Source organism: Sphingomonas glacialis (assembly GCF_014653575.1).
Taxonomy (GTDB): Bacteria; Pseudomonadota; Alphaproteobacteria; order Sphingomonadales; family Sphingomonadaceae; genus Sphingomonas; species Sphingomonas glacialis.
Genome location: NZ_BNAQ01000001.1, coordinates 1,026,094 through 1,045,032, shown reverse-complemented (window position 1 = coordinate 1,045,032; position 18,939 = coordinate 1,026,094). Strand labels below are relative to the sequence as shown.

The following is an 18,939-nucleotide window of genomic DNA, read 5'->3' as shown; positions in this document are numbered from 1 at the left end:
GCGCCTGCGCGCGGCCGTCACGCCCTTCCCCAAGCGACACCTCGCTGCTATCGGCCTCCCGACTCTCGCATTCGCATAGTCGGTCGCGCCCGCGCGGAACCTCCAAGGTTTCGCCTCCCCGCCGCGGCCTGACGCAAAGGGAAGGACCCGCTGCTTATGACCGCCATCGGCCAGGATACCCTCGGTACACGCACCACGCTCGACGTGGGTGGCGTGCACTACGACTATTACAGCCTCGCCGCTGCGGCCGAGAAGCTCGGTGACATCAGCCGTCTGCCCTTCTCGATGAAGGTGTTGCTCGAGAATCTGCTGCGCTTCGAGGACGGCAAGACCGTCACCACCGAGGATCTCCAGGCGATCATCGACTGGCAGCAGGAGCGCAAGTCCGACCGCGAAGTCCAGTATCGCCCCGCGCGCGTGCTGATGCAGGATTTCACCGGCGTGCCTTGCGTCGTCGATCTCGCGGCGATGCGCGATGCGATCACCAAGCTCGGTGGCGACGCCGCCAAGATCAACCCGCTCGTGCCGGTCCATCTCGTGATCGATCACTCGGTGATGGTCGACGAGTTCGGCACGCCCAAGGCGTTCGAGGATAACGTCGAGCTCGAGTACCAGCGCAACAACGAGCGCTACGAGTTCCTGAAGTGGGGCTCGAAGGCGCTCGACAACTTCAAGGTCGTGCCCCCCGGCACCGGCATCTGCCACCAGGTCAATCTCGAGAACCTCGCCCAGACGGTGTGGTCCTCGGTCGCGCCCGACGGCAAGACGATCGCGTACCCCGACACCTGCGTCGGCACCGACAGCCACACGACGATGGTCAACGGCCTCGGCGTGCTCGGCTGGGGCGTCGGCGGGATCGAGGCCGAGGCCGCGATGCTCGGCCAGCCGGTGTCGATGCTGATCCCCGAAGTCGTCGGCTTCAAGCTCCACGGCTCGCTCGCCGAGGGCATTACGGCCACGGATCTTGTGCTCACCGTCACGCAGATGCTGCGCGCCAAGGGCGTGGTCGGCCGCTTCGTCGAGTTCTATGGTCCGGGCCTCGACGCGCTGTCGCTCGCCGATCGCGCGACGATCGCCAACATGGCACCCGAATATGGCGCGACGTGCGGCTTCTTCCCGATCGATGACGCGACGCTCACCTATCTGCGCCTGACCGGCCGCAGCGAGGAAAACATCGCGCTGGTCGAGGCCTATGCCAAGGCACAGGGCATGTGGCGTCTGGCCGATGCGCCCGACCCCGTCTTCACCGACACGCTCGAGCTCGACATGGCGAACGTCGTGCCGTCGCTCGCCGGTCCGAAGCGCCCGCAGGACAAGGTCATCCTCACCGAGGTCGACGACACGTTCAACGCCGACCTGGCGAAGATCTATCATCATTCGACCGCCAAGCGCGTTCCGGTCGAAGGCCGTGACCATGACATCGGCGACGGCGACGTGGTGATCGCCGCGATCACCAGCTGCACCAACACGTCGAACCCGTCGGTGCTCGTCGCCGCCGGCCTCGTCGCGCGGAAAGCCAATGCGTTCGGTCTCAAGCCCAAGCCGTGGGTAAAGACCTCGCTGGCGCCGGGTTCGCAGGTCGTCACCGACTATCTCGACAAGGCCGGGCTGACCGAAGACCTCAACGCGGTCGGCTTCAACCTCGTCGGCTATGGCTGCACCACCTGCATCGGCAATTCGGGCCCGCTCGCACCCGCCATCTCGGCAGCGATCAACGGCAACGACATCGTCGCCGCCTCGGTGCTGTCGGGCAACCGCAACTTCGAGGGCCGCGTCTCGCCCGACGTGCGCGCCAATTTCCTCGCCTCGCCGCCGCTCGTCGTCGCCTATGCGCTCAAGGGCACGGTGACCGAAGACTTCACCACCACCCCGATCGGCCAGGCGACCGACGGCACCGACGTCTATCTCAAGGACATCTGGCCGACCAACGCCGAAGTCCGCGACGTGATGGACGCGAACATCGACCGCGGCATGTTCCAGTCGCGCTATGCGAGCGTCTTCCTCGGCGACAAGAAGTGGCAGGCGATCGCGATCGAAGGGTCGGACACCTATGCCTGGCCGCCGGCATCGACCTACATCGCCAACCCGCCGTACTTCGAGGGCATGTCGATGACCCCGGCGCCGGTGCAGGACATCATCGAGGCGCGTCCGCTCGCGATCCTCGGCGATTCGATCACCACCGACCACATCTCGCCGGCCGGCTCGATCAAGGCGGATTCGCCTGCAGGCGCGTGGCTGATGGAGCGGCAGGTCACCCGCGCCGACTTCAACTCGTACGGCGCGCGTCGCGGCAACGATAACGTGATGGTCCGCGGTACCTTCGCCAACATCCGCATCAAGAACGAGATGGTCCCCGGCGTCGAGGGCGGCATGTCCTCGTACAAGGGCGAGACGATGCCGATCTATGACGCGGCGATGCGCTTCAAGGCCGACGGCGTTCCGCTGATCGTCATCGCGGGCAAGGAATATGGCACCGGCTCGTCGCGCGATTGGGCGGCGAAGGGCACCAATTTGCTCGGCGTGCGCGTCGTCATCACCGAGAGCTTCGAGCGCATCCACCGCTCGAACCTCGTCGGCATGGGCGTGTTGCCGCTGCAGTTCGCCGAAGGTGTCGATCGCAAGACGTTGAACCTGGATGGCTCCGAGAGCTTCACCATCATGAAGGTCTCGGAAATCCGTCCGCGCCAGGACGTCGAGGTCACGATGACCCGCGCCGACGGCACGGTCGAGACGTTCATGACGAAGTGCCGGATCGATACCGTCAACGAGCTGGAATATTTCCTCAACGGCGGCATCCTGCAGTACGTGCTGCGCAAGCTCGCGGCCTGATCTGCGGGGATTGAAGAGGGGACGGGTGGCGCTGCCGCCCGTACCTTTTTTGTGTCTGGGGTTTAGAAATTCCCTCTCCCTGCGGGAGAGGGAAGGGGCCCGCTCGGCGAAGCCGGGTGGGAAGGGTGAGGACAGCGCGCTCCAGCGATGGGTGCTGCCCTCACCCGACCTCGCTTCGCTCGGCCACCCTCTCCCGAAGGGAGAGGGGTAGAAACAGGAAATGCCCGCCGCGCACGAGGCGCGGCGGGCATCCTTTCCTCCCCAGGAAACTCTCAAAGCCATTCAAACTGTGGCGCTTTTTACAAGCCTGCTCACCAGTCGTGGCGCCACTAGGAGCGATTGCGTGCCAACCGCCAGCGGGATTCGGCTGCGGTATCGGTAAAGGCGTGACCAATCCTGACGCAAACTCGCGTGATCTTGTAAAGATGTGACAGTTAGGGTCATGTACGCCCGCGACTCCGCCGGAGCGCCGAGCAGATCCGAGGACGTGTCATGGCCGATCGCAAACTCTTCGCTGGCCACGCCATCCGCCGCTTGCGGCGCCAGGCGGGGCTGACCCAGGCGGCGATGGCCGAGGTGCTGACGATTTCGCCGAGCTACCTCAACCTGGTCGAGAAGAACCAGCGCCCGTTGTCGGGATCGCTGATCGTCAAGCTCGCCGAGAGTTTCGACTTCGATCCGCGCGCGCTCGCGGCAGGCGAGCCCGGTGGGGGCGAGGCCGCGCTCAGGCGGCGACTTGCCGATCCGATGTTCGCCGATCTCGAAATCGACCGCAACGAACTCGAGGAATGGCTCGCCGGCGCACCCGGCGGTGCCGAAGCCTTTGCGCGTGCCTTCGACCGGATCGGCGCGGGCAGCGCGGCCGCGCCTGGCGCACTCGATTCGGTCGGCGAGGTGCGCCGCGAGATCGAACGCTGGCGCGGCTATTTTTCGGATCTCGACACGATCGCGGAGAAACTCGCCGACGAGCTGCGGCTTGGAGCCGGCGATCTCTACGGCGCGATCGCTGAGCGATTGCGCGTCAAGCACCAGTTGACGATCCGCGTGCTGCCGGTCGACGTGATGCCCGACCTGCTGCGCCGTACCGATCTCCACGCGCGGCAATTGCAGGTGTCGGAAATCCTCGACCCTGCGTCGCGCACGTTCGCCGTTGCCTATCAGCTCGCCGAGATCGAGGCGCGCAGCGAAATCGACGGGCTGGTCAAGGGCGCGGGCTTTACCGATCGCGCCGCGGAACGACTCTATCGCCGCCACCTCGCCAGCTATTTTGCCGCAGCGGTGATGATGCCGTACGCCCGCTTCCTGCGTGCGTGCGAGGCGACGGGATACGATATCGAGCTGCTCCAGCGCCGCTTCGGTGCCGGGTTCGAGCAAGTCGCGCACCGGCTGACGACGTTGCAGCGCGTGGGCGCGCGGGGGCTGCCGTTCTTCTTCGTGCGGATCGACCGCGCGGGGCAAGCGTCTAAGCGCTTTTCGGGCGCGAGTGCGTCGCCACTGGCGGAGGCCGAAGGGCGCTGCCCGTTGTGGCAGATTCACGCCGCGTTCGATCGGCCGGGCAAGCTCGTCGTGCAGCTCGTCGAGCTCGAGGATGGTGCGCGCTGGTTGACGCTCGCGCGGACGGTCGCGCCGCAGGGGCGTCGCTTCGGCGCGGTGGCGGCCGAGTTCGTCGTCGGGCTGGGCGTGGCGGCGGAGCATGCCGGGGCGCTGGCGATCGCGCGCGGGGTCGATCTCAAGGGGGAGGCGACCCCGATCGGCCTCGGGTGTCGCGCGTGCGGGCGCGGGCATTGTCCGCAGCGCTCGCTGCCGCCGGCGGGGCGTGCGCTGGTGCTCAACGATCGCGAGCGCGGGGTCAGCGCGTTTACCTTCGGCGGGGATTGAACGGGGATTTGCCGCCCGTGACGCCAGCGGTTAGAGTGTGCCGCTAACCGGAGTGAGATCGATGAACACGCAGCCGACTGCCTGACCATCCTGCCGCGCGAGCGCGGCCTCTCATTTCTGGAATTCTCGCGTGAAACGATTGGGAGACAAACTGTGCGTCGTGACCGGCGCAGGGCGCGGCATCGGCGCGGCGATCGCGCGCGCGTTCGCGGCCGAAGGCGCGCGCGTCGTGGTGACGGACAAGAATGGACCAAGTGCGCAGGCGCTTGCGGCAGAGCTCGGTCAGCCGTGGGCCTTGCTCGACGTTGCGGGCGAAGCGGATTGGGCGCGGTTCGCCGCCGCTTGGCCAGCGATCGACGTACTGGTCAACAATGCCGGCGTCACCGGGTTCGAGGACGGCGTTGCCGCGCATGATCCCGAACATGCCACGCTCGAGGATTGGCGGGCGGTCCACCACGTCAACCTCGACGGCACCTTCCTCGGCTGTCGCTATGCGATCGGCGCGATGCGGGCGACGGGGGCGGGGTCGATCATCAATATCTCTTCGCGTTCGGGGATGATCGGGATCCCGGCCGCGGCAGCCTATGCCTCGTCAAAGGCGGCGATCCGCAACCACAGCAAGACCGTGGCGCTCTATTGCGCGCAAGAGAAGCTGGCGATTCGGTGCAACTCGATCCACCCCGCGGCGATCCGCACGCCGATGTGGGATCCGATGCTGGGTGACGGGCCGGATCGTTCGGCGCGCGAGGCGGCGCTGGTCGCAGACACGCCGCTGCGCCGCTTCGGCGAGCCCGAGGAAGTTGCCGCACTCGCAGTGCTGCTGGCAAGCGATGAGGCGCGCTACATGACGGGGACCGAGTTGACGATCGACGGCGGCATTCTCGCCGGGTCGGCGGCAAGCCCAGTGCGATAGCAGATCGTCGGCGCAGTGTATAATTTACAATATCACACTGCGCTGACGGCGGGTTTGACAGGGTAACGCGGTAGTTAGTCGATTACCGGCTCACACAACTGTCAATTCATGTACCTATCTCGCCATACACACAGAGCGAGGGGCACCCCCATGACCTACCAGACCGACATCGCCCAGACCAAGAGCCTGATCCAGCGCTACAACGGCACGTGGGACGGCATCGACGCCGAGAGCGTCGCGCGGATGCGGGTGCAGAACCGGTTCCAGAGCGGGCTCGACATCGCGCGCTACACCGCCGCGATCATGCGCAAGGACATGGCGGCGTATGATGCCGACCCCGCGGCCTACACCCAGTCGCTCGGCTGCTGGCACGGCTTCATCGGCCAGCAGAAGATGATCAGCATCAAGAAGCATTTCGGCTCGACCGAGCGCCGCTATCTCTACCTCTCCGGCTGGATGATCGCCGCGTTGCGATCCGAATTCGGCCCGCTGCCCGATCAGTCGATGCACGAGAAGACCAGCGTTCCCGCGTTGATCGAGGAGCTCTACACCTTCCTGCGGCAGGCCGATGCGCGCGAGCTCGGCATGATGTTCCGCGATCTCGATGCGGCGCGCGCCAGCGGCAACCAAGTCGAGGAGCAGCGGCTGCTCAACGCGATCGATGGCTATCAGACGCATGTCGTGCCGATCATCGCCGATATCGACGCGGGCTTCGGCAATGCCGAGGCGACCTACCTGCTCGCCAAGAAGATGATCGAGGCGGGTGCGTGCGCGCTGCAGATCGAGAACCAGGTAAGCGATGAAAAGCAGTGCGGCCATCAGGACGGCAAGGTCACGGTGCCGCACGAGGACTTCCTCGCGAAGGTCCGCGCGTGCCGCTACGCCTTCCTCGAACTCGGCGTCGAGGACGGCATCATCGTGACGCGCACCGATTCGCTCGGCGCTGGGCTGACCAAGCAGATCGCGGTGTCGAAGGAGCCGGGCGATCTCGGCGACCAGTATAACAGCTACCTCGATTGCGAGGAGATCGACCCGGCGACCGCGCGCAACGGCGACGTCATCCTCAACCGCGACGGCAAGCTGCTGCGCCCGAAGCGGCTAGCCTCGAACCTGTTCCAGTTCCGCGCCGGCACCGGCGAGGACCGCTGCGTGATGGATTGCATCGCTTCGCTGCAGAACGGCGCCGACCTGCTGTGGATCGAGACCGAGAAGCCGCATATCGAGCAGATCGCGGGCATGGTCGACCGCGTTCGCGCGGTCATCCCCAACGCCAAGCTGGTCTACAACAATTCGCCGAGCTTCAACTGGACGCTCAACTTCCGTCAGCAGGTCTATGACGCCTGGGCGGGCGAGGGGAAGGATGTCTCGGCGTATGACCGGGCGCGGCTGATGTCGGTCGATTATGACGGGACCGAACTGGGCGACGAGGCCGACGAGCGGATCCGCACCTTCCAGAAGGACGCCGCCGCGCGTGCGGGGATCTTCCATCACCTGATCACGCTGCCGACCTATCACACCGCGGCGCTGTCGACCGACAATCTCGCCAAGGAGTATTTCGGCGATGCGGGGATGCTCGGCTATGTGAAGGGCGTCCAGCGCAAGGAAATCCGCGAGGGGATCGCCTGCGTCAAGCACCAGAACATGTCGGGCTCGGACATCGGCGACGATCACAAGGAGTATTTCGCGGGTGAGGCGGCGCTCAAGGCGGGCGGCGCGCACAATACGATGAACCAGTTTGCGGCCTGACGCAGCCGGCGGAGCGAAGCTCCGCCGCGCCCGCGGCAGGCCCGGCCGGCGGGGCCAGCAGCCCCGTCCGACGACGCGGCTTTGCCGCGGCGGGGTTTGAGCTCCCGCTCGGATTCGCCGCAGCTTCCGGCCGGTCCGGAACCAACAGCATCCATCGCGGCTTGTGCTGCGATGGATGTTGCGTTTCCGGCCTCAGCGCCTCGACTTGCCAGGGTGCGCGCACGGTGGCGGATCTACCTGACCTATTGGTGGCGACACGGGCGCTGGCCCGCGCTCGATGATCCGCGCACCTTCACCGAGTTGGTCCAAGTGCGCAAGCTGGCCGGCGCCGACCCCGCGATGGTGCGAATGGCGGACAAGCTGGTGGCGAAGACGATCGTGACCGAACGGCTCGGCGCCGACTGGGTCATCCCGACGCTGTGGCAGGGAACCGAACTACCCGAGGCACCGGCATGGCCCACGCCATTCGTCGTCAAGGCGCGGCACGGCTGCAACCAGACCGCCTTCGTCTTCGACGATAACGCCAACTGGGCCGATATCCGCCGGCGTGCGGCCGGATGGATGCGATCGACTTATGGATATTGGCTCGATGAGGATCTCTACGCGGGCATCCCACACGGGCTGATGGTCGAGCCGTTCATCGGCGCGCCGCCGGTGCTGCCGATCGACTATAAATTCTACGTGTTCGGTGGGCGCGTCCGCTACGTCCAGGTTCATCTCGGTCGCGGCGGACGGCATCGCTGGATCCTGTTCGACCGCCACTGGCAGCGCGTGTCGTCGACAAGCGCCGATCCCGACCCGACGCCGCCGGTCACGCTCGGCCAGATGATCATGGCCGCCGAGCGCCTGTCCGACGGGCGCGATTTCGTGCGGGTCGATCTCTACGAAATCGACGGGCGGCCGTTGTTCGGCGAAATGACCTTCTATCCGGGTTCGGGGCTCGATCCGTTCAGCCCCGTCGCGCTCGACGCCGAGCTTGGCGCGCACTGGCTGCGCGCCAAGCTTGCCATGCTCGAACCGCTACGCGCGGTTGCCTGACGCCTGGGCGTTCAGGCGCCCGCGACCGCCAAGCGCTCGATCTGCTCCGGGGTCAGCACGAGGTCCATCGATCCCAGCAATTCCTCGACCTGCGCGACACTCGTCGCGCTGGCGATCGGCGCGGTGACGGCGGGCTGTTCGGCGAGCCATTTGAGCGCGATCTGCGCGAGGCTCGCGCCGGTTTCCGCAGCGATCGCGTCCATCACGGCAAGGACGGCCGGTCCGCTGCCGTCGAGCAACGCCTGCATCCGTCCGCCGCGCACGCTCTTGCCGAAATCGTCGGCGCTGCGATATTTGCCCGTCAGGAAGCCCGAGGCGAGCCCGTAATAGGGCACCACGCCGATATTGTATTCGACGCAATACGCCTGGAGCTCGCCCTCGAACTTCTGGCGGCTGACGAGGTTATATTCGGGCTGGAGCACGTGATAATGCGGCAGCCCGTGCGCCTTGGCGGCATCGTTTGCCGATTTCAGCCGCGCGGCGTGGAAGTTCGATGCGCCGAGCGCGCGGATCTTGCCCGCGTCGATCAGCTTGCCGAACGCGGCGAGCGCGTCTTCCTGCGCGACCGCGTCGTCATCCTGATGTGCGAAATACAGGTCGATCGTCTCGACGCCGAGCCGCTTGAGCGAGGCGTCGCAGGCAGCGGCGATCCGGGCCGGCGCGAGCTTTTCGCCGCCTTCGCCCGGCAGCATGCCGACCTTGGTCGCGATCTGCACCTGGTCGCGCTTGCCCGATTGCTTGAGCCACGCACCGATCACGGTCTCGGACTCGCCGCCTTTGTGGCCGGGAACCCAGGCGGAATAGACGTCGGCGGTATCGATCATCGTGCCGCCACCCGCGACGAAAGCATCGAGCACGGCGAAGCTGGTCGCTTCGTCGGCGGTCCAGCCGAAGACGTTGCCGCCGAGCACGAGCGGGGCGATGCGGAGGTCTGTGGCACCCAGGCGGCGGAGTGTGGTCATTGCGGCTGGTCCTCGTTGCCGGGCGCGTCGTCGGTGACGATCACGGCGGCGTTGGTGTCGGGAGAATTGGCGTCGAGCGAAGCGGCCGCCTCGTCAAGCGCCTGGTCCTCGCCCGGCGGTGCGCCGGTCGAGGACGTACCGCGCGAGCAGGCGGCAAGCAGCAGCAACGAGACGAGCAGGGCGCGTCGCTTGGAACCGATGCGCATCAATCGCGGATGTCGTTGCCGAAGTCGGAAATTGCGGCCCCGGCGCGATCGGCGGCGCGGTCGGCCTTGTCGGACAGCCGGTCGGCCTTGTTGCTGAGGACAGCGCCGGCATTGTCGAGTCGCGTTTCGGCAGCACCCAGCGCCGCATCTGTATCGTCGACGGCCTTGGCGCCGGTCGCGTTTGCGTCGGCTGCAACGCTGTTGGCGGCTTCGCCGATATCGTTCTGCGCTTTGGGACTGCACGCGGCGAGGCCGATGGCGGCGACGATCGTGAGCGGCAGCAGGATGCGGGTCTTGATCATGATAGGTCCTTGGCTCCCAGCAGTGGGCGCACGCTAGAGGATGGGGTCGGGGGCTTCAACTCTGCGGACGGCATGTTGTTGCGCTGCCAGTCTCGGAATAGGGGCGTTCGAACCGCGTTGACCTCATATAAAGATATCTTTATATGTGATGCCACGATGACCATTGCCCTCGATATCTTTCGCGCGCTTGCCGACGCCACGCGGCTGCGGATCGTCGCCTTGTTGCGGACGATGGAGCTGTCGGTCGGCGAACTCGCGCAAGTGCTCGGGCAGAGCCAGCCGCGCGTTTCGCGGCACGTGAAAATCCTGTGCGACGCGGGGCTTGCCGAGCGGCGCAAGGAAGGCAGCTGGGTGTTCGTCGCGCTCGGCAGCGGCGCCACCGTCGGCCCGATCGCGACCGCGCTCGATGCGTGGGGCGAGATCGAGCCCGATCATTGGCGGGTCGCCGACGCCGCGCGGCTCGCCGCGGTGCGTGCCGATCGCGCGGCGTCGGCGGCAAGCTGGTTCGAGGCCAATGCCGGGCAGTGGGACGCGATTCGCTCGCTCCACATCGCCGAGAGCGAGGTCGAGGCGGCGATGTCGGCAGTGCTTGGCGACGCGCCGATCGGCCAGCTGATCGACATCGGGACCGGGACCGGGCGGATGCTCGAGCTGTTCGCGGGACGGGCAGGGCAAGCGCTCGGGATCGATCGCAGTTCCGAAATGCTGCGGCTCGCGCGCGCGAAACTGTCCGAGCGCGGGCTGAGCAATGCCGAACTGCGCCAGGCCGATCTCTATGCGCTGCCGCTCGGCGACGACGCGGCGGACGTCGCGATTGTCCACCACGTGCTGCACTTTGCGCAGCAACCCGGTGCGGCGATCGCCGAGGCCGCGCGCGTGTTGAAACCGGGGGGGCGCCTGCTGATCGCGGATTTCGCGGCGCACGACCGCGAGGATTTGCGCGCCAAGGATGCGCATACCCGCCTGGGCTTCGCGGACGATCAGATCGAAACGTGGTTCGCCGCGGCGGGGCTGGCGCCGGCCCGGATCGAGACGCTCGAGGGCGGGGAATTGACGGTCAAACTGTGGCTCGCCCGCAAGGTCGGCCAACGCGTAGCAGAGGTGAAGGCGGCATGACGGTTTCGGTAAAGCAGATGCAGGAGGCGCGGCTCGCGCTCGCAGCGCCGTTGTTCGCCGATATCGCGGGCGACGCGCGGGTGAGCTTCGAATTCTTCCCGCCCAAGACCGAGAAGATGGAGGAGACGCTGTGGGAGTCGGTTCAGACGCTCGCGCCGCTCGGCCCGCGCTTCGTCTCGGTTACGTACGGCGCGGGCGGCACGACGCGCGAACGGACGCATGCGACGGTCGCCCGGATCGCGCGCGAGACCGACATTCCGGCAGCGGCGCACCTCACTTGCGTCGATGCGACGCGCGAGGAGATCGACGCGATCGCCGACGAATATTGGAAGGCGGGGGTGCGCCACATCGTCGCGCTGCGCGGGGACTCGCCCGTCGCGGGTCAGAAGTTCCAGTCGCCGGTCGGTGGGTATGAGAATGCCGCGGCGCTCGTCGCGGGGCTGCGCAAGCTCCACCCGTTCGAGATTTCGGTCTCGGCCTATCCCGAATGCCATCCCGATTCGGCGAGCGAGGCGGCCGATCTCGACAATCTCAAGCGCAAGCTCGATGCCGGCGCGACGCGCGCGATCACGCAGTTCTTCCACGAGGCGGAGACCTTCTTCCGCTTCCGCGATGCCGCCGCCAAGGCTGGGATCGACGCCGAGATGGTTCCGGGGATCATGCCGATCATGAACTTCGGCGCGGTGCAGCGCATGTCGGCGATGTGCGGCACGGTGGTGCCCGACTGGATGGGGACGCTGTTCGACGGGCTCGACGATCGCCCCGCCGCGCGCCAGTTGGTATCGGCGACGATCGCGGCCGAGCTGTGCCGGCGCTTGTATGCGGGCGGGGTGCGCGACTTCCATTTCTACACGCTCAACCGGGCAGAGCTCAGCTACGCGATCTGCCATCTGCTCGGCATTCGCGGGCAGCCGGCACGGGTGGCGGCGCAAGCGGCGTAACGGATTTCCCCCCTCCCCTTCAGGGGAGGGGAAGGGGGTGGGGGATGTCTCGCCGAGCCATCGGCTTGCCGGACTTCCCCACCCCAACCCCTCCCCTAAAGGGGAGGGGCTTAGAAGGAATAAGATCATGACCACCCGCCAAACATTCCTCGCCGAAGCCGCCAAGCGAATCCTGATCACCGACGGCGCGTTCGGCACCGAGATCCAGAACTGGAAGCTCTCCGAAGCCGATTATGCAGGCACGCTCGGCCTCGCCAAGGACCAGAAGGGCAATAACGACATCCTCGCGCTGACCAAGCCCGAGGTGCCAGAAGCGATCCACCGCGCCTATTTCGAAGCCGGCGCCGATATCGCCGAGACCAACACCTTCTCGGCCAACCGCATCAGCCAGGCCGATTACGCCGCCGAGCATCTCGTGCGCGAGATCAACGTCGAGAGCGCCAAGCTCGCGCGCCGCCTCGCCGACGAGTTCCAGGCAAAGGACGGTCGGCCACGCTTCGTCGCGGGCGCGGTCGGGCCGACCAACAAGACGCTGTCGCTCAGCCCGGACGTCAACGATCCGGGCTTCCGCGAGATCGACTTCGATTATCTCAAGGACGTCTATCGCGAGCAGGTCGACGCGCTGCTCGAAGGCGGCGCCGATTTCATCCTGATCGAGACGGTGTTCGATACCTTGAACGCCAAGGCCGGAATCATGGCGGTGCTCGAAGCGGCCGACGCGCTCGCTCGCGACGTGCCGATCATGCTGTCGATGACGCTGACCGATCTTTCGGGGCGCAACCTGTCGGGGCACACCGTCGAGGCATTCTGGCACGCGGTGCGCCACGCCAAGCCAGTGACGATCGGGCTCAATTGCTCGTTCGGCGCCGAGCAGCTGCGGCCGCATGTGCGCACGCTGTCGGACATCTGCGATACGCTGATCATGGTGTATCCCAATGCCGGGCTGCCCAACGAGCTCGGTGAATATGACGAGCAGCCGTCGACCACCGCGGGGCTGGTGCGCGAATGGGCGGCGAACGCGCAGGTCAATGTGCTCGGCGGCTGCTGCGGATCGACCCCGGCGCATATCGCGGCGATCGCCAAGGCGGTCGGCGAGCTGCCCCCGCGCGCGCTGCCGGTGCCGCCGGTGGTGACGCGGTTGGCGGGGCTCGAGCCGATGACGATGGCGGCTTAGCCGCGAGCGAACTGCCTTCTTCCCCTCTCCCGTTTGCGGGAGAGGCCGGGTGAGGGCCTTCTTTTCCTACTACGTTTTCAATCGGGTCCTGCGTCGCGCAGAAGAAGACCCTCACCCCAACCCTCTCCCGCGAAACCGGGAGAGGGAGAAGCAGGCAAAATGACGATCGCGAACTCCTCCACCAATTTCGTCAATATCGGTGAGCGCACCAACGTCACCGGCTCGGCGCGCTTCAAGAAGCTCATCATGGCGGGCGATTACCCCGCCGCGGTCGAGGTCGCGCGCCAGCAGGTCGAGAGCGGCGCGCAGGTGCTCGACGTCAACATGGACGAGGGCCTGCTCGACGCCGAGTATGCGATGACGACCTTCCTCAAGCTGATCGCCGCCGAGCCCGACATCGCGCGCATCCCGTTCATGGTCGACAGCTCGAAATGGTCGGTGATCGAGGCGGGGTTGAAGTGCGTCTCGGGCAAGCCGATCGTCAATTCGATCAGCATGAAGGAAGGCGAGGACCAGTTCCTCGCCCAGGCGCGGAAAGTGATGAACTACGGCGCCGCGGTGGTGGTGATGGCGTTCGACACCGTCGGCCAGGCCGATACGCGCGCGCGGAAACTCGAGATCTGCGGCCGGGCGTACGACCTGCTGATGGGCATCGGCTTTCCGCCTGAGGACATCATCTTCGACCCCAACATCTTCGCGGTCGCGACGGGGATTGAGGAGCATAACAATTACGCGGTCGACTTCATCGAGGCGTGCCGCGACATCAAGGCGCGCTGCCCGCACGCGCATATCTCGGGCGGTCTCTCGAACCTGTCGTTCAGCTTCCGCGGCAACGAGCCGGTGCGCCGCGCGATGCACTCGGTGTTCCTCTATTACGCGATCCCCGCCGGGCTCGACATGGCGATCGTCAATGCGGGGCAGCTCGACATTTACGACCAGATCGACCCCAAGCTGCGCCAGGCGTGCGAGGACGTCATCCTCAATTCCGATGACGGCGCGACCGAGCGGCTGATCGCGATGGCCGAGAGCTTCAAGGGCACCGATGCCGTCGCCGAGAAGGCCGCTGCCGAATGGCGCAGCCTGCCGGTGACCAAGCGGCTCGAATATGCGCTGGTCAAGGGCATCGACGCGCATGTCGTCGACGATACCGAGGAATGTCGCCAGCAATTCGCGCGGCCGATCGAAGTGATCGAGGGCCCGCTGATGGACGGAATGAACGTCGTCGGCGACCTGTTCGGCTCGGGCAAGATGTTCCTGCCCCAGGTCGTGAAGAGCGCGCGCGTGATGAAGAAGGCGGTGGCGCATCTGCTCCCCTTCATCGAGGCGGCGAAGGAGCCCGGCGCGCGTGGCAAGGGCAAGATCATCATGGCGACCGTCAAGGGCGACGTGCATGACATCGGCAAGAACATCGTCGGCGTGGTGCTCCAGTGCAACGGCTTCGACGTGGTCGACATGGGCGTGATGGTGCCGTGGTCGGACATCCTCAAATCCGCCAAGGAGAATGACGCCGACATGATCGGGCTGTCGGGGCTGATCACGCCGTCGCTCGACGAGATGGTGACCGTTGCTGAGGAAATGAAGCGCGCGGGCATGACGATGCCGTTGCTGATCGGTGGCGCGACCACCTCGAAGGTCCATACCGCGCTGCGCATCGCGCCGGCCTATGATGGGCCGGTCGTGCATGTGCTCGACGCGAGCCGTGCGGTGGGTGTGGCGTCGACCTTGGTCAGCGACACAATCCGCGACGATTTCGTCCAGAAGACCGCCGACGAGTATGAAGCGGTGCGCATCGCGCGCGCCAACAAGGGGCAGAGCGAACTCATCCCGATCGAGGCGGCGCGCGCCAATGCCTTCCCGGCCGACATGGCGTTGAAGCCCGAAGCGCCGAAGCAGCCCGGCGTGCATGTGTTCGAGGATTGGGACCTCGCCGATCTGCGCGAATTGATCGACTGGACGCCGTTCTTCCGCGCATGGGAGCTGGCGGGGAATTACCCGGCGATCCTGACCGACGCGGTGGTTGGGGAGAGCGCGACGTCGCTGTTCGCCGATGCGCAGAAGATGCTCGACCAGATCATCGCTGAGAAATGGCTGACGGCAAAGGGTGTGGCGGGGCTGTGGCCGTGCCGGCGCGAGGGGGACGACGTGGTGATCTCCGCAAAGCCCCTCCCCTTCAGGGGAGGGGTTGGGGCGGAGCCGTCCCGCGCGTCCGCCGCCGACAGTCTCGGTGAGACCTCCCCCACCCCCAACCCCTCCCCTGAAGGGGAGGAGCTTGAAGACGTGAGGATGCCCTTCCTGCGCCAGCAGATCGCCAAGCGCGAGGGGCGCGCCAACATGTGTCTCGCCGATTTCATCGATCCAGCCGGCGACTGGATCGGCGGGTTCGCGGTCACCGCCGGCCACGGCATCGACGCGCACCTCGCGCGCTTCAAGGCGGATAACGACGACTATTCGGACATCCTGCTGAAAGCGCTCGCCGACCGTCTCGCCGAAGCCTTCGCCGAACGCCTCCACCAGCATGTCCGCACCGAATTGTGGGGCTATGCCGAGGGTGAGCAGCTCACCAACGAGGCGCTGATCCGCGAGCAATATCGCGGTATCCGCCCGGCACCGGGTTATCCGGCGTGTCCCGACCACAGCGAGAAGCCGATGCTGTTCGAGCTACTCGGCGCGACCGACGCGACCGGCATCACGCTGACCGAAAGCTTCGCGATGCTGCCGACCGCAGCGGTGTCGGGCTTCTATTTCGGCCATCCGCAGGCGGAGTATTTCGGTGTTGCGCGCGTCGGGCCCGACCAGCTCGAGGAATATGCCGAGCGGCGTGGTGTCGATCTGGCGACCGCGACCCGCTGGTTGCGGCCCAATCTGGACTGACCCAACGTCATGCCGGGCTTGATCCGGCATCCATGCGAGTCATCGCCCGTCTCGTATGGACCCCGGATCAAGTGCGGGGTGACGGCGCGAGGTTAACCCTCAATTAGCCTTCCCACCCGGGCTCCCCGCGGGCATCGTGCAGCGCAAAGGAGCCAGCCCCATGCGTCGCATTCTACCACTGCTCGCCATCGCGATCGCCGCACCCGCCGCCGCGCAGCAGCGCGCACCCTTCACGATCGAGGGGACGGGCCAAGGCTTCCAGACGATCGACGAGGCGGTGCAGTCGATCCGCATGGGCACCGCGACGATCCTGATCGCGCCCGGTGTCTATCATCAATGCACGATCCAGTCGGGCGGGCACATCACCTTCAAGGCGGTGACGCCGGGCACCGCGATCTTCGAGGGGACGGCGTGCGAGGACAAGGCGGCATTCGTGCTGCGCGGGCAAAGCTCGGTGGTCGACGGCATCGTCTTCCGCAAGATCGCAGTCGGCGACGGCAATGGCGCCGGGATCCGCAGCGAAGTCGGCGATCTCGTCGTGCGCAACTCGATGTTCCTCGACAATCAGGAGGGCATCCTCGGCGGCCAGCCCAGCGGGCAAAAGATCACGATCGACCATTCGACCTTCGCGGGTCTCGGGCAGTGCGACATCACGCCGAGCTGCTCGCACAGCATCTATCTCGCCAATCTCGGATCGGTGACCGTCACCAATTCGCGCTTCGAACGCGGCACCGGCGGGCATTACGTCAAGCTGCGGACGCCGCGCGTCACGATCACCGACAACAGCTTCGACGACACCAAGGGCAGCAAGACCAACTATATGATCGACCTGTCGCAAGGGGCGACCGGACTGATCGCGCGCAACACCTTCGTGCAGGGCGCGCACAAGGAGAATCACAGCGGGCTGATCGTCGTCTCGGCGGAGGCGAAGACCTACAGCGCGGCGGGCCTGCGGATCGAGGATAACGACGCGAGCCTCGCGCCGGGTGCGCCGACCAATCCGGCGTTCGTCGCCAATATGAGCGGGGATCAGCTTGCGATCGGCGCGAATCGGCTTGGGGCTGGGATCCGATCGTACGAAGTGCGGTGAATATCTCCCTCTCCCTTTGGGAGAGGGAAGGGGCCCGCTCGGCGCAGCCGAGCGGGAAGGGTGAGGGCAGCTATTCTAGCCTGCCCTCACCGGACCTCGCTGCGCTCGGCCACCAGCATCGGGTAAACAGCGCCCCGCGCTGTTTAGGTCATGCCGGGGGCATGACCGACCCGATGCTCCCGGTGGGAGAGGGATTTTAGCGGCAGGGCGCTCCGCCGGCATTCAGATCCAGGCACCGCCCATCCACCTTCGGTGCGGTCAGCGGCAACCCGATCTGGTGCGCGAGCGTCGGCGCGATATCGACCGTCTCGACGCCACCGGTATGTTCGAACCTGCTCATCCCCTTGCGCCAGAACAGGATCGGGACGCGGCGATCGTAATCGTACGGGCTGCCATGCGTCGCCACATAGCCGCCCGCCGCGCTCGGGATCGGCGTGACGCGCGGCTGGAGGAAGACGAGCAAATCGCCCGACCGCCCGGCCCGGAACGACGCACGCGCCCGCTCGAGCATGGTCCACTTCTCGGGCGGTCCCTTGGGGCTCGGCGTAGCGCGGATTTGTGCGGCGGTGAACACCTCGGCGACTTGCGGTGACGCCTTGTAATAGGCAATCGCCGCGGCCTTGACCGCCTTGTGCTGCGCGGTCGTCAGATCCTTGGCGATATAGACGTCGCCATTGGGGATGTCGCCGAACAGCACCGGCTTGGCGATGCCGAGCTTGGTCGCGATCTCTTTCCCAGCGATCGCGGGGGCGAGCATCACCTTGGCGCGCTGCGCGGCAGGCAGCCCGGCATCGACTTCGCGTTCGGGAAGGTCGTTGCCGCCATGGTCCGCGGTGAGCACGACTTCATAATCGACCCCGGTCGAATCGAGCATTTGGAAGAACGAGCCGAGCGTCGCATCGAGCTGCTGGAGCTGGATGCACATCTCGGCGCCTTCGGTGCCATAAGTGTGGCCGATATAATCGGTCGCCGAGGCGCCGACGTCGATGATGTCGGTGGTCGGCCCTTGCCCGAGCTTCATGTCCTGCACGAGCCCCGCCGCCAGCGCGACGATCGCGCCGTCGAACGCGGGCGAGGCGCGGAACGCCGAAGCGCTCCCCGCGGCGCGCTCGAAATGTCCTGCGCCGACGGTCTTGCCGCCACCGAGTTGCACCGCGCGATCGTGCGGCTTGCAGACCTCGGGCACGTCGAGCGCGGCTTGCGGCGCGGCGATGTTCGCGGCGGTCGCGGCATTGGCACGCGAGACGACCGCGGGGGTGGCGCGGCCGGCATAGCTGACGAATGCCTTGCCGTTCCACCACCAGAGTTCGTCGACGTTGTGGCCGCCCATCATCACCGCAGCGCGATCCTTGCCCGCGACCGAGACGACGCGGATTGCCGGATTGGCGGCCTTCATCCGTTCGCCGAGCGTGGGGACGAGCAGGTGCTTGTCGGACACGGTGTACTGGCCGTCGTGCGTCGTGCCGGCAACGCTCTCGTCCTCGGCGCAATAGACCACCTTGTCGGCGCGCGCGACGCTGAGGTCGGTCCAGTTGTTGGCGATGATGCCGGTATGTTCGGGGCGCAAACCGGTCAGGATCGTCGAATGGCCGGGGCAGGTCTCGGTCGCGGCGTGGCTCTGATAGCCGCTCGGGAAGACGCCACCCTGCTGCAGCCGCGCGAAGCCGCCGGTGAAGGACTTGCGATATTCGTCGAACAGGTCGGCGGAGAATTGGTCGACCGAGACGACCACGATCAGCTTCGGTGCGCTCGCGGGCGGGGTGAACGGCGCGGGTTCCTTTGCCGAGAGCGGGGCCGAGAGCAGCGCGAGCGCCATCGCCACGAGGGAAGCCTGTCGTTTCATCGGTGATCTCCGCGCCATATACTTGACCCC

General features: G+C 66.3%; 14 protein-coding genes. 10 read left to right on the top strand and 4 right to left on the bottom strand.

Annotated elements, in window-relative coordinates; translation table 11 throughout:
• The first annotated feature begins 156 nt into the window (after nt 1-156).
• The 5 genes from acnA (at nt 157) to IE187_RS04910 (ending at nt 8,404) form a co-directional block, all read left to right on the top strand.
• The gene (gene acnA / locus IE187_RS04930; protein ID WP_133189569.1) at nt 157-2,829 is read left to right on the top strand and encodes an aconitate hydratase AcnA; all 2,673 of its coding nucleotides are present in this window, start codon (nt 157-159) and stop codon (nt 2,827-2,829) included.
• Nucleotides 2,830-3,321: 492 nt separating this feature from the next.
• Complete coding sequence (locus IE187_RS04925) at nt 3,322-4,707, top strand: helix-turn-helix domain-containing protein (RefSeq protein ID WP_133189567.1); 1,386 nt, start codon at nt 3,322-3,324, stop codon at nt 4,705-4,707.
• A 130-nt stretch (nt 4,708-4,837) separates the two neighbouring features.
• Nucleotides 4,838-5,620, top strand: coding sequence for an SDR family oxidoreductase (locus IE187_RS04920; RefSeq protein WP_189675311.1), 783 nt, complete (start codon nt 4,838-4,840; stop codon nt 5,618-5,620).
• Between the two features lie 150 nt (nt 5,621-5,770).
• Nucleotides 5,771-7,366, top strand: coding sequence for an isocitrate lyase (locus IE187_RS04915; RefSeq protein WP_189675310.1), 1,596 nt, complete (start codon nt 5,771-5,773; stop codon nt 7,364-7,366).
• Nucleotides 7,367-7,579: 213 nt separating this feature from the next.
• Nucleotides 7,580-8,404, top strand: coding sequence for an ATP-grasp fold amidoligase family protein (locus tag IE187_RS04910; RefSeq protein WP_229839232.1), 825 nt, complete (start codon nt 7,580-7,582; stop codon nt 8,402-8,404).
• Nucleotides 8,405-8,415: 11 nt separating this feature from the next.
• Here the strand turns inward: IE187_RS04910 and IE187_RS04905 are convergent, their stop codons facing one another.
• The 3 genes from IE187_RS04905 to IE187_RS04895 are packed head-to-tail and all read right to left on the bottom strand — an operon-like array spanning nt 8,416 to nt 9,874.
• The gene (locus tag IE187_RS04905) at nt 8,416-9,366 is read right to left on the bottom strand and encodes an aldo/keto reductase (protein ID WP_189675308.1); all 951 of its coding nucleotides are present in this window, start codon (nt 9,364-9,366) and stop codon (nt 8,416-8,418) included.
• The gene (locus tag IE187_RS04900; RefSeq protein WP_189675307.1) at nt 9,363-9,572 is read right to left on the bottom strand and encodes a hypothetical protein; all 210 of its coding nucleotides are present in this window, start codon (nt 9,570-9,572) and stop codon (nt 9,363-9,365) included. The genes IE187_RS04905 and IE187_RS04900 overlap by 4 nt, the downstream gene beginning before the upstream one ends.
• Complete coding sequence (locus IE187_RS04895; RefSeq protein WP_133189555.1) at nt 9,572-9,874, bottom strand: hypothetical protein; 303 nt, start codon at nt 9,872-9,874, stop codon at nt 9,572-9,574. The genes IE187_RS04900 and IE187_RS04895 overlap by 1 nt, the downstream gene beginning before the upstream one ends.
• A 156-nt stretch (nt 9,875-10,030) precedes the next feature.
• On the opposite strand from IE187_RS04895, the gene IE187_RS04890 reads away from it, so the two are divergent.
• From IE187_RS04890 to IE187_RS04870, 5 genes are all read left to right on the top strand, one after another.
• Nucleotides 10,031-10,990, top strand: coding sequence for an ArsR/SmtB family transcription factor (locus tag IE187_RS04890; protein ID WP_189675306.1), 960 nt, complete (start codon nt 10,031-10,033; stop codon nt 10,988-10,990).
• Nucleotides 10,987-11,931, top strand: coding sequence for a methylenetetrahydrofolate reductase [NAD(P)H] (gene metF, locus IE187_RS04885; RefSeq protein ID WP_189675305.1), 945 nt, complete (start codon nt 10,987-10,989; stop codon nt 11,929-11,931). The genes IE187_RS04890 and metF overlap by 4 nt, the downstream gene beginning before the upstream one ends.
• Nucleotides 11,932-12,058: 127 nt before the next feature.
• Complete coding sequence (locus IE187_RS04880; protein ID WP_189675304.1) at nt 12,059-13,105, top strand: homocysteine S-methyltransferase family protein; 1,047 nt, start codon at nt 12,059-12,061, stop codon at nt 13,103-13,105.
• A gap of 159 nt (nt 13,106-13,264) precedes the next feature.
• The gene (gene metH / locus IE187_RS04875) at nt 13,265-15,976 is read left to right on the top strand and encodes a methionine synthase (RefSeq protein WP_189675303.1); all 2,712 of its coding nucleotides are present in this window, start codon (nt 13,265-13,267) and stop codon (nt 15,974-15,976) included.
• 160 nt (nt 15,977-16,136) lie between these two features.
• Nucleotides 16,137-17,066, top strand: a complete 930-nt coding sequence (locus IE187_RS04870) for a right-handed parallel beta-helix repeat-containing protein (RefSeq protein WP_133189547.1) — start codon at nt 16,137-16,139, stop codon at nt 17,064-17,066.
• Nucleotides 17,067-17,262: 196 nt separating this feature from the next.
• Here IE187_RS04870 and IE187_RS04865 read toward each other — a convergent pair whose 3' ends face one another.
• Complete coding sequence (locus IE187_RS04865; protein ID WP_229839231.1) at nt 17,263-18,909, bottom strand: alkaline phosphatase family protein; 1,647 nt, start codon at nt 18,907-18,909, stop codon at nt 17,263-17,265.
• Between the last annotated feature and the right edge of the window lie 30 nt (nt 18,910-18,939).

Bases quoted from the DNA above. Each gene is read 5' to 3' on its own strand.
- acnA (WP_133189569.1), top strand. From the start codon at position 157: ATGACCGCCATCGGCCAGGATACCCTCGGTACACGCACCACGCTCGAC.
- IE187_RS04925 (WP_133189567.1), top strand. From the start codon at position 3,322: ATGGCCGATCGCAAACTCTTCGCTGGCCACGCCATCCGCCGCTTGCGG.
- IE187_RS04915 (WP_189675310.1), top strand. From the start codon at position 5,771: ATGACCTACCAGACCGACATCGCCCAGACCAAGAGCCTGATCCAGCGC.
- IE187_RS04905 (WP_189675308.1), bottom strand. From the start codon at position 9,366: ATGACCACACTCCGCCGCCTGGGTGCCACAGACCTCCGCATCGCCCCG.
- IE187_RS04900 (WP_189675307.1), bottom strand. From the start codon at position 9,572: ATGCGCATCGGTTCCAAGCGACGCGCCCTGCTCGTCTCGTTGCTGCTG.
- IE187_RS04895 (WP_133189555.1), bottom strand. From the start codon at position 9,874: ATGATCAAGACCCGCATCCTGCTGCCGCTCACGATCGTCGCCGCCATC.
- IE187_RS04890 (WP_189675306.1), top strand. From the start codon at position 10,031: ATGACCATTGCCCTCGATATCTTTCGCGCGCTTGCCGACGCCACGCGG.
- metF (WP_189675305.1), top strand. From the start codon at position 10,987: ATGACGGTTTCGGTAAAGCAGATGCAGGAGGCGCGGCTCGCGCTCGCA.
- IE187_RS04880 (WP_189675304.1), top strand. From the start codon at position 12,059: ATGACCACCCGCCAAACATTCCTCGCCGAAGCCGCCAAGCGAATCCTG.
- metH (WP_189675303.1), top strand. From the start codon at position 13,265: ATGACGATCGCGAACTCCTCCACCAATTTCGTCAATATCGGTGAGCGC.
- IE187_RS04870 (WP_133189547.1), top strand. From the start codon at position 16,137: ATGCGTCGCATTCTACCACTGCTCGCCATCGCGATCGCCGCACCCGCC.
- IE187_RS04865 (WP_229839231.1), bottom strand. From the start codon at position 18,909: ATGAAACGACAGGCTTCCCTCGTGGCGATGGCGCTCGCGCTGCTCTCG.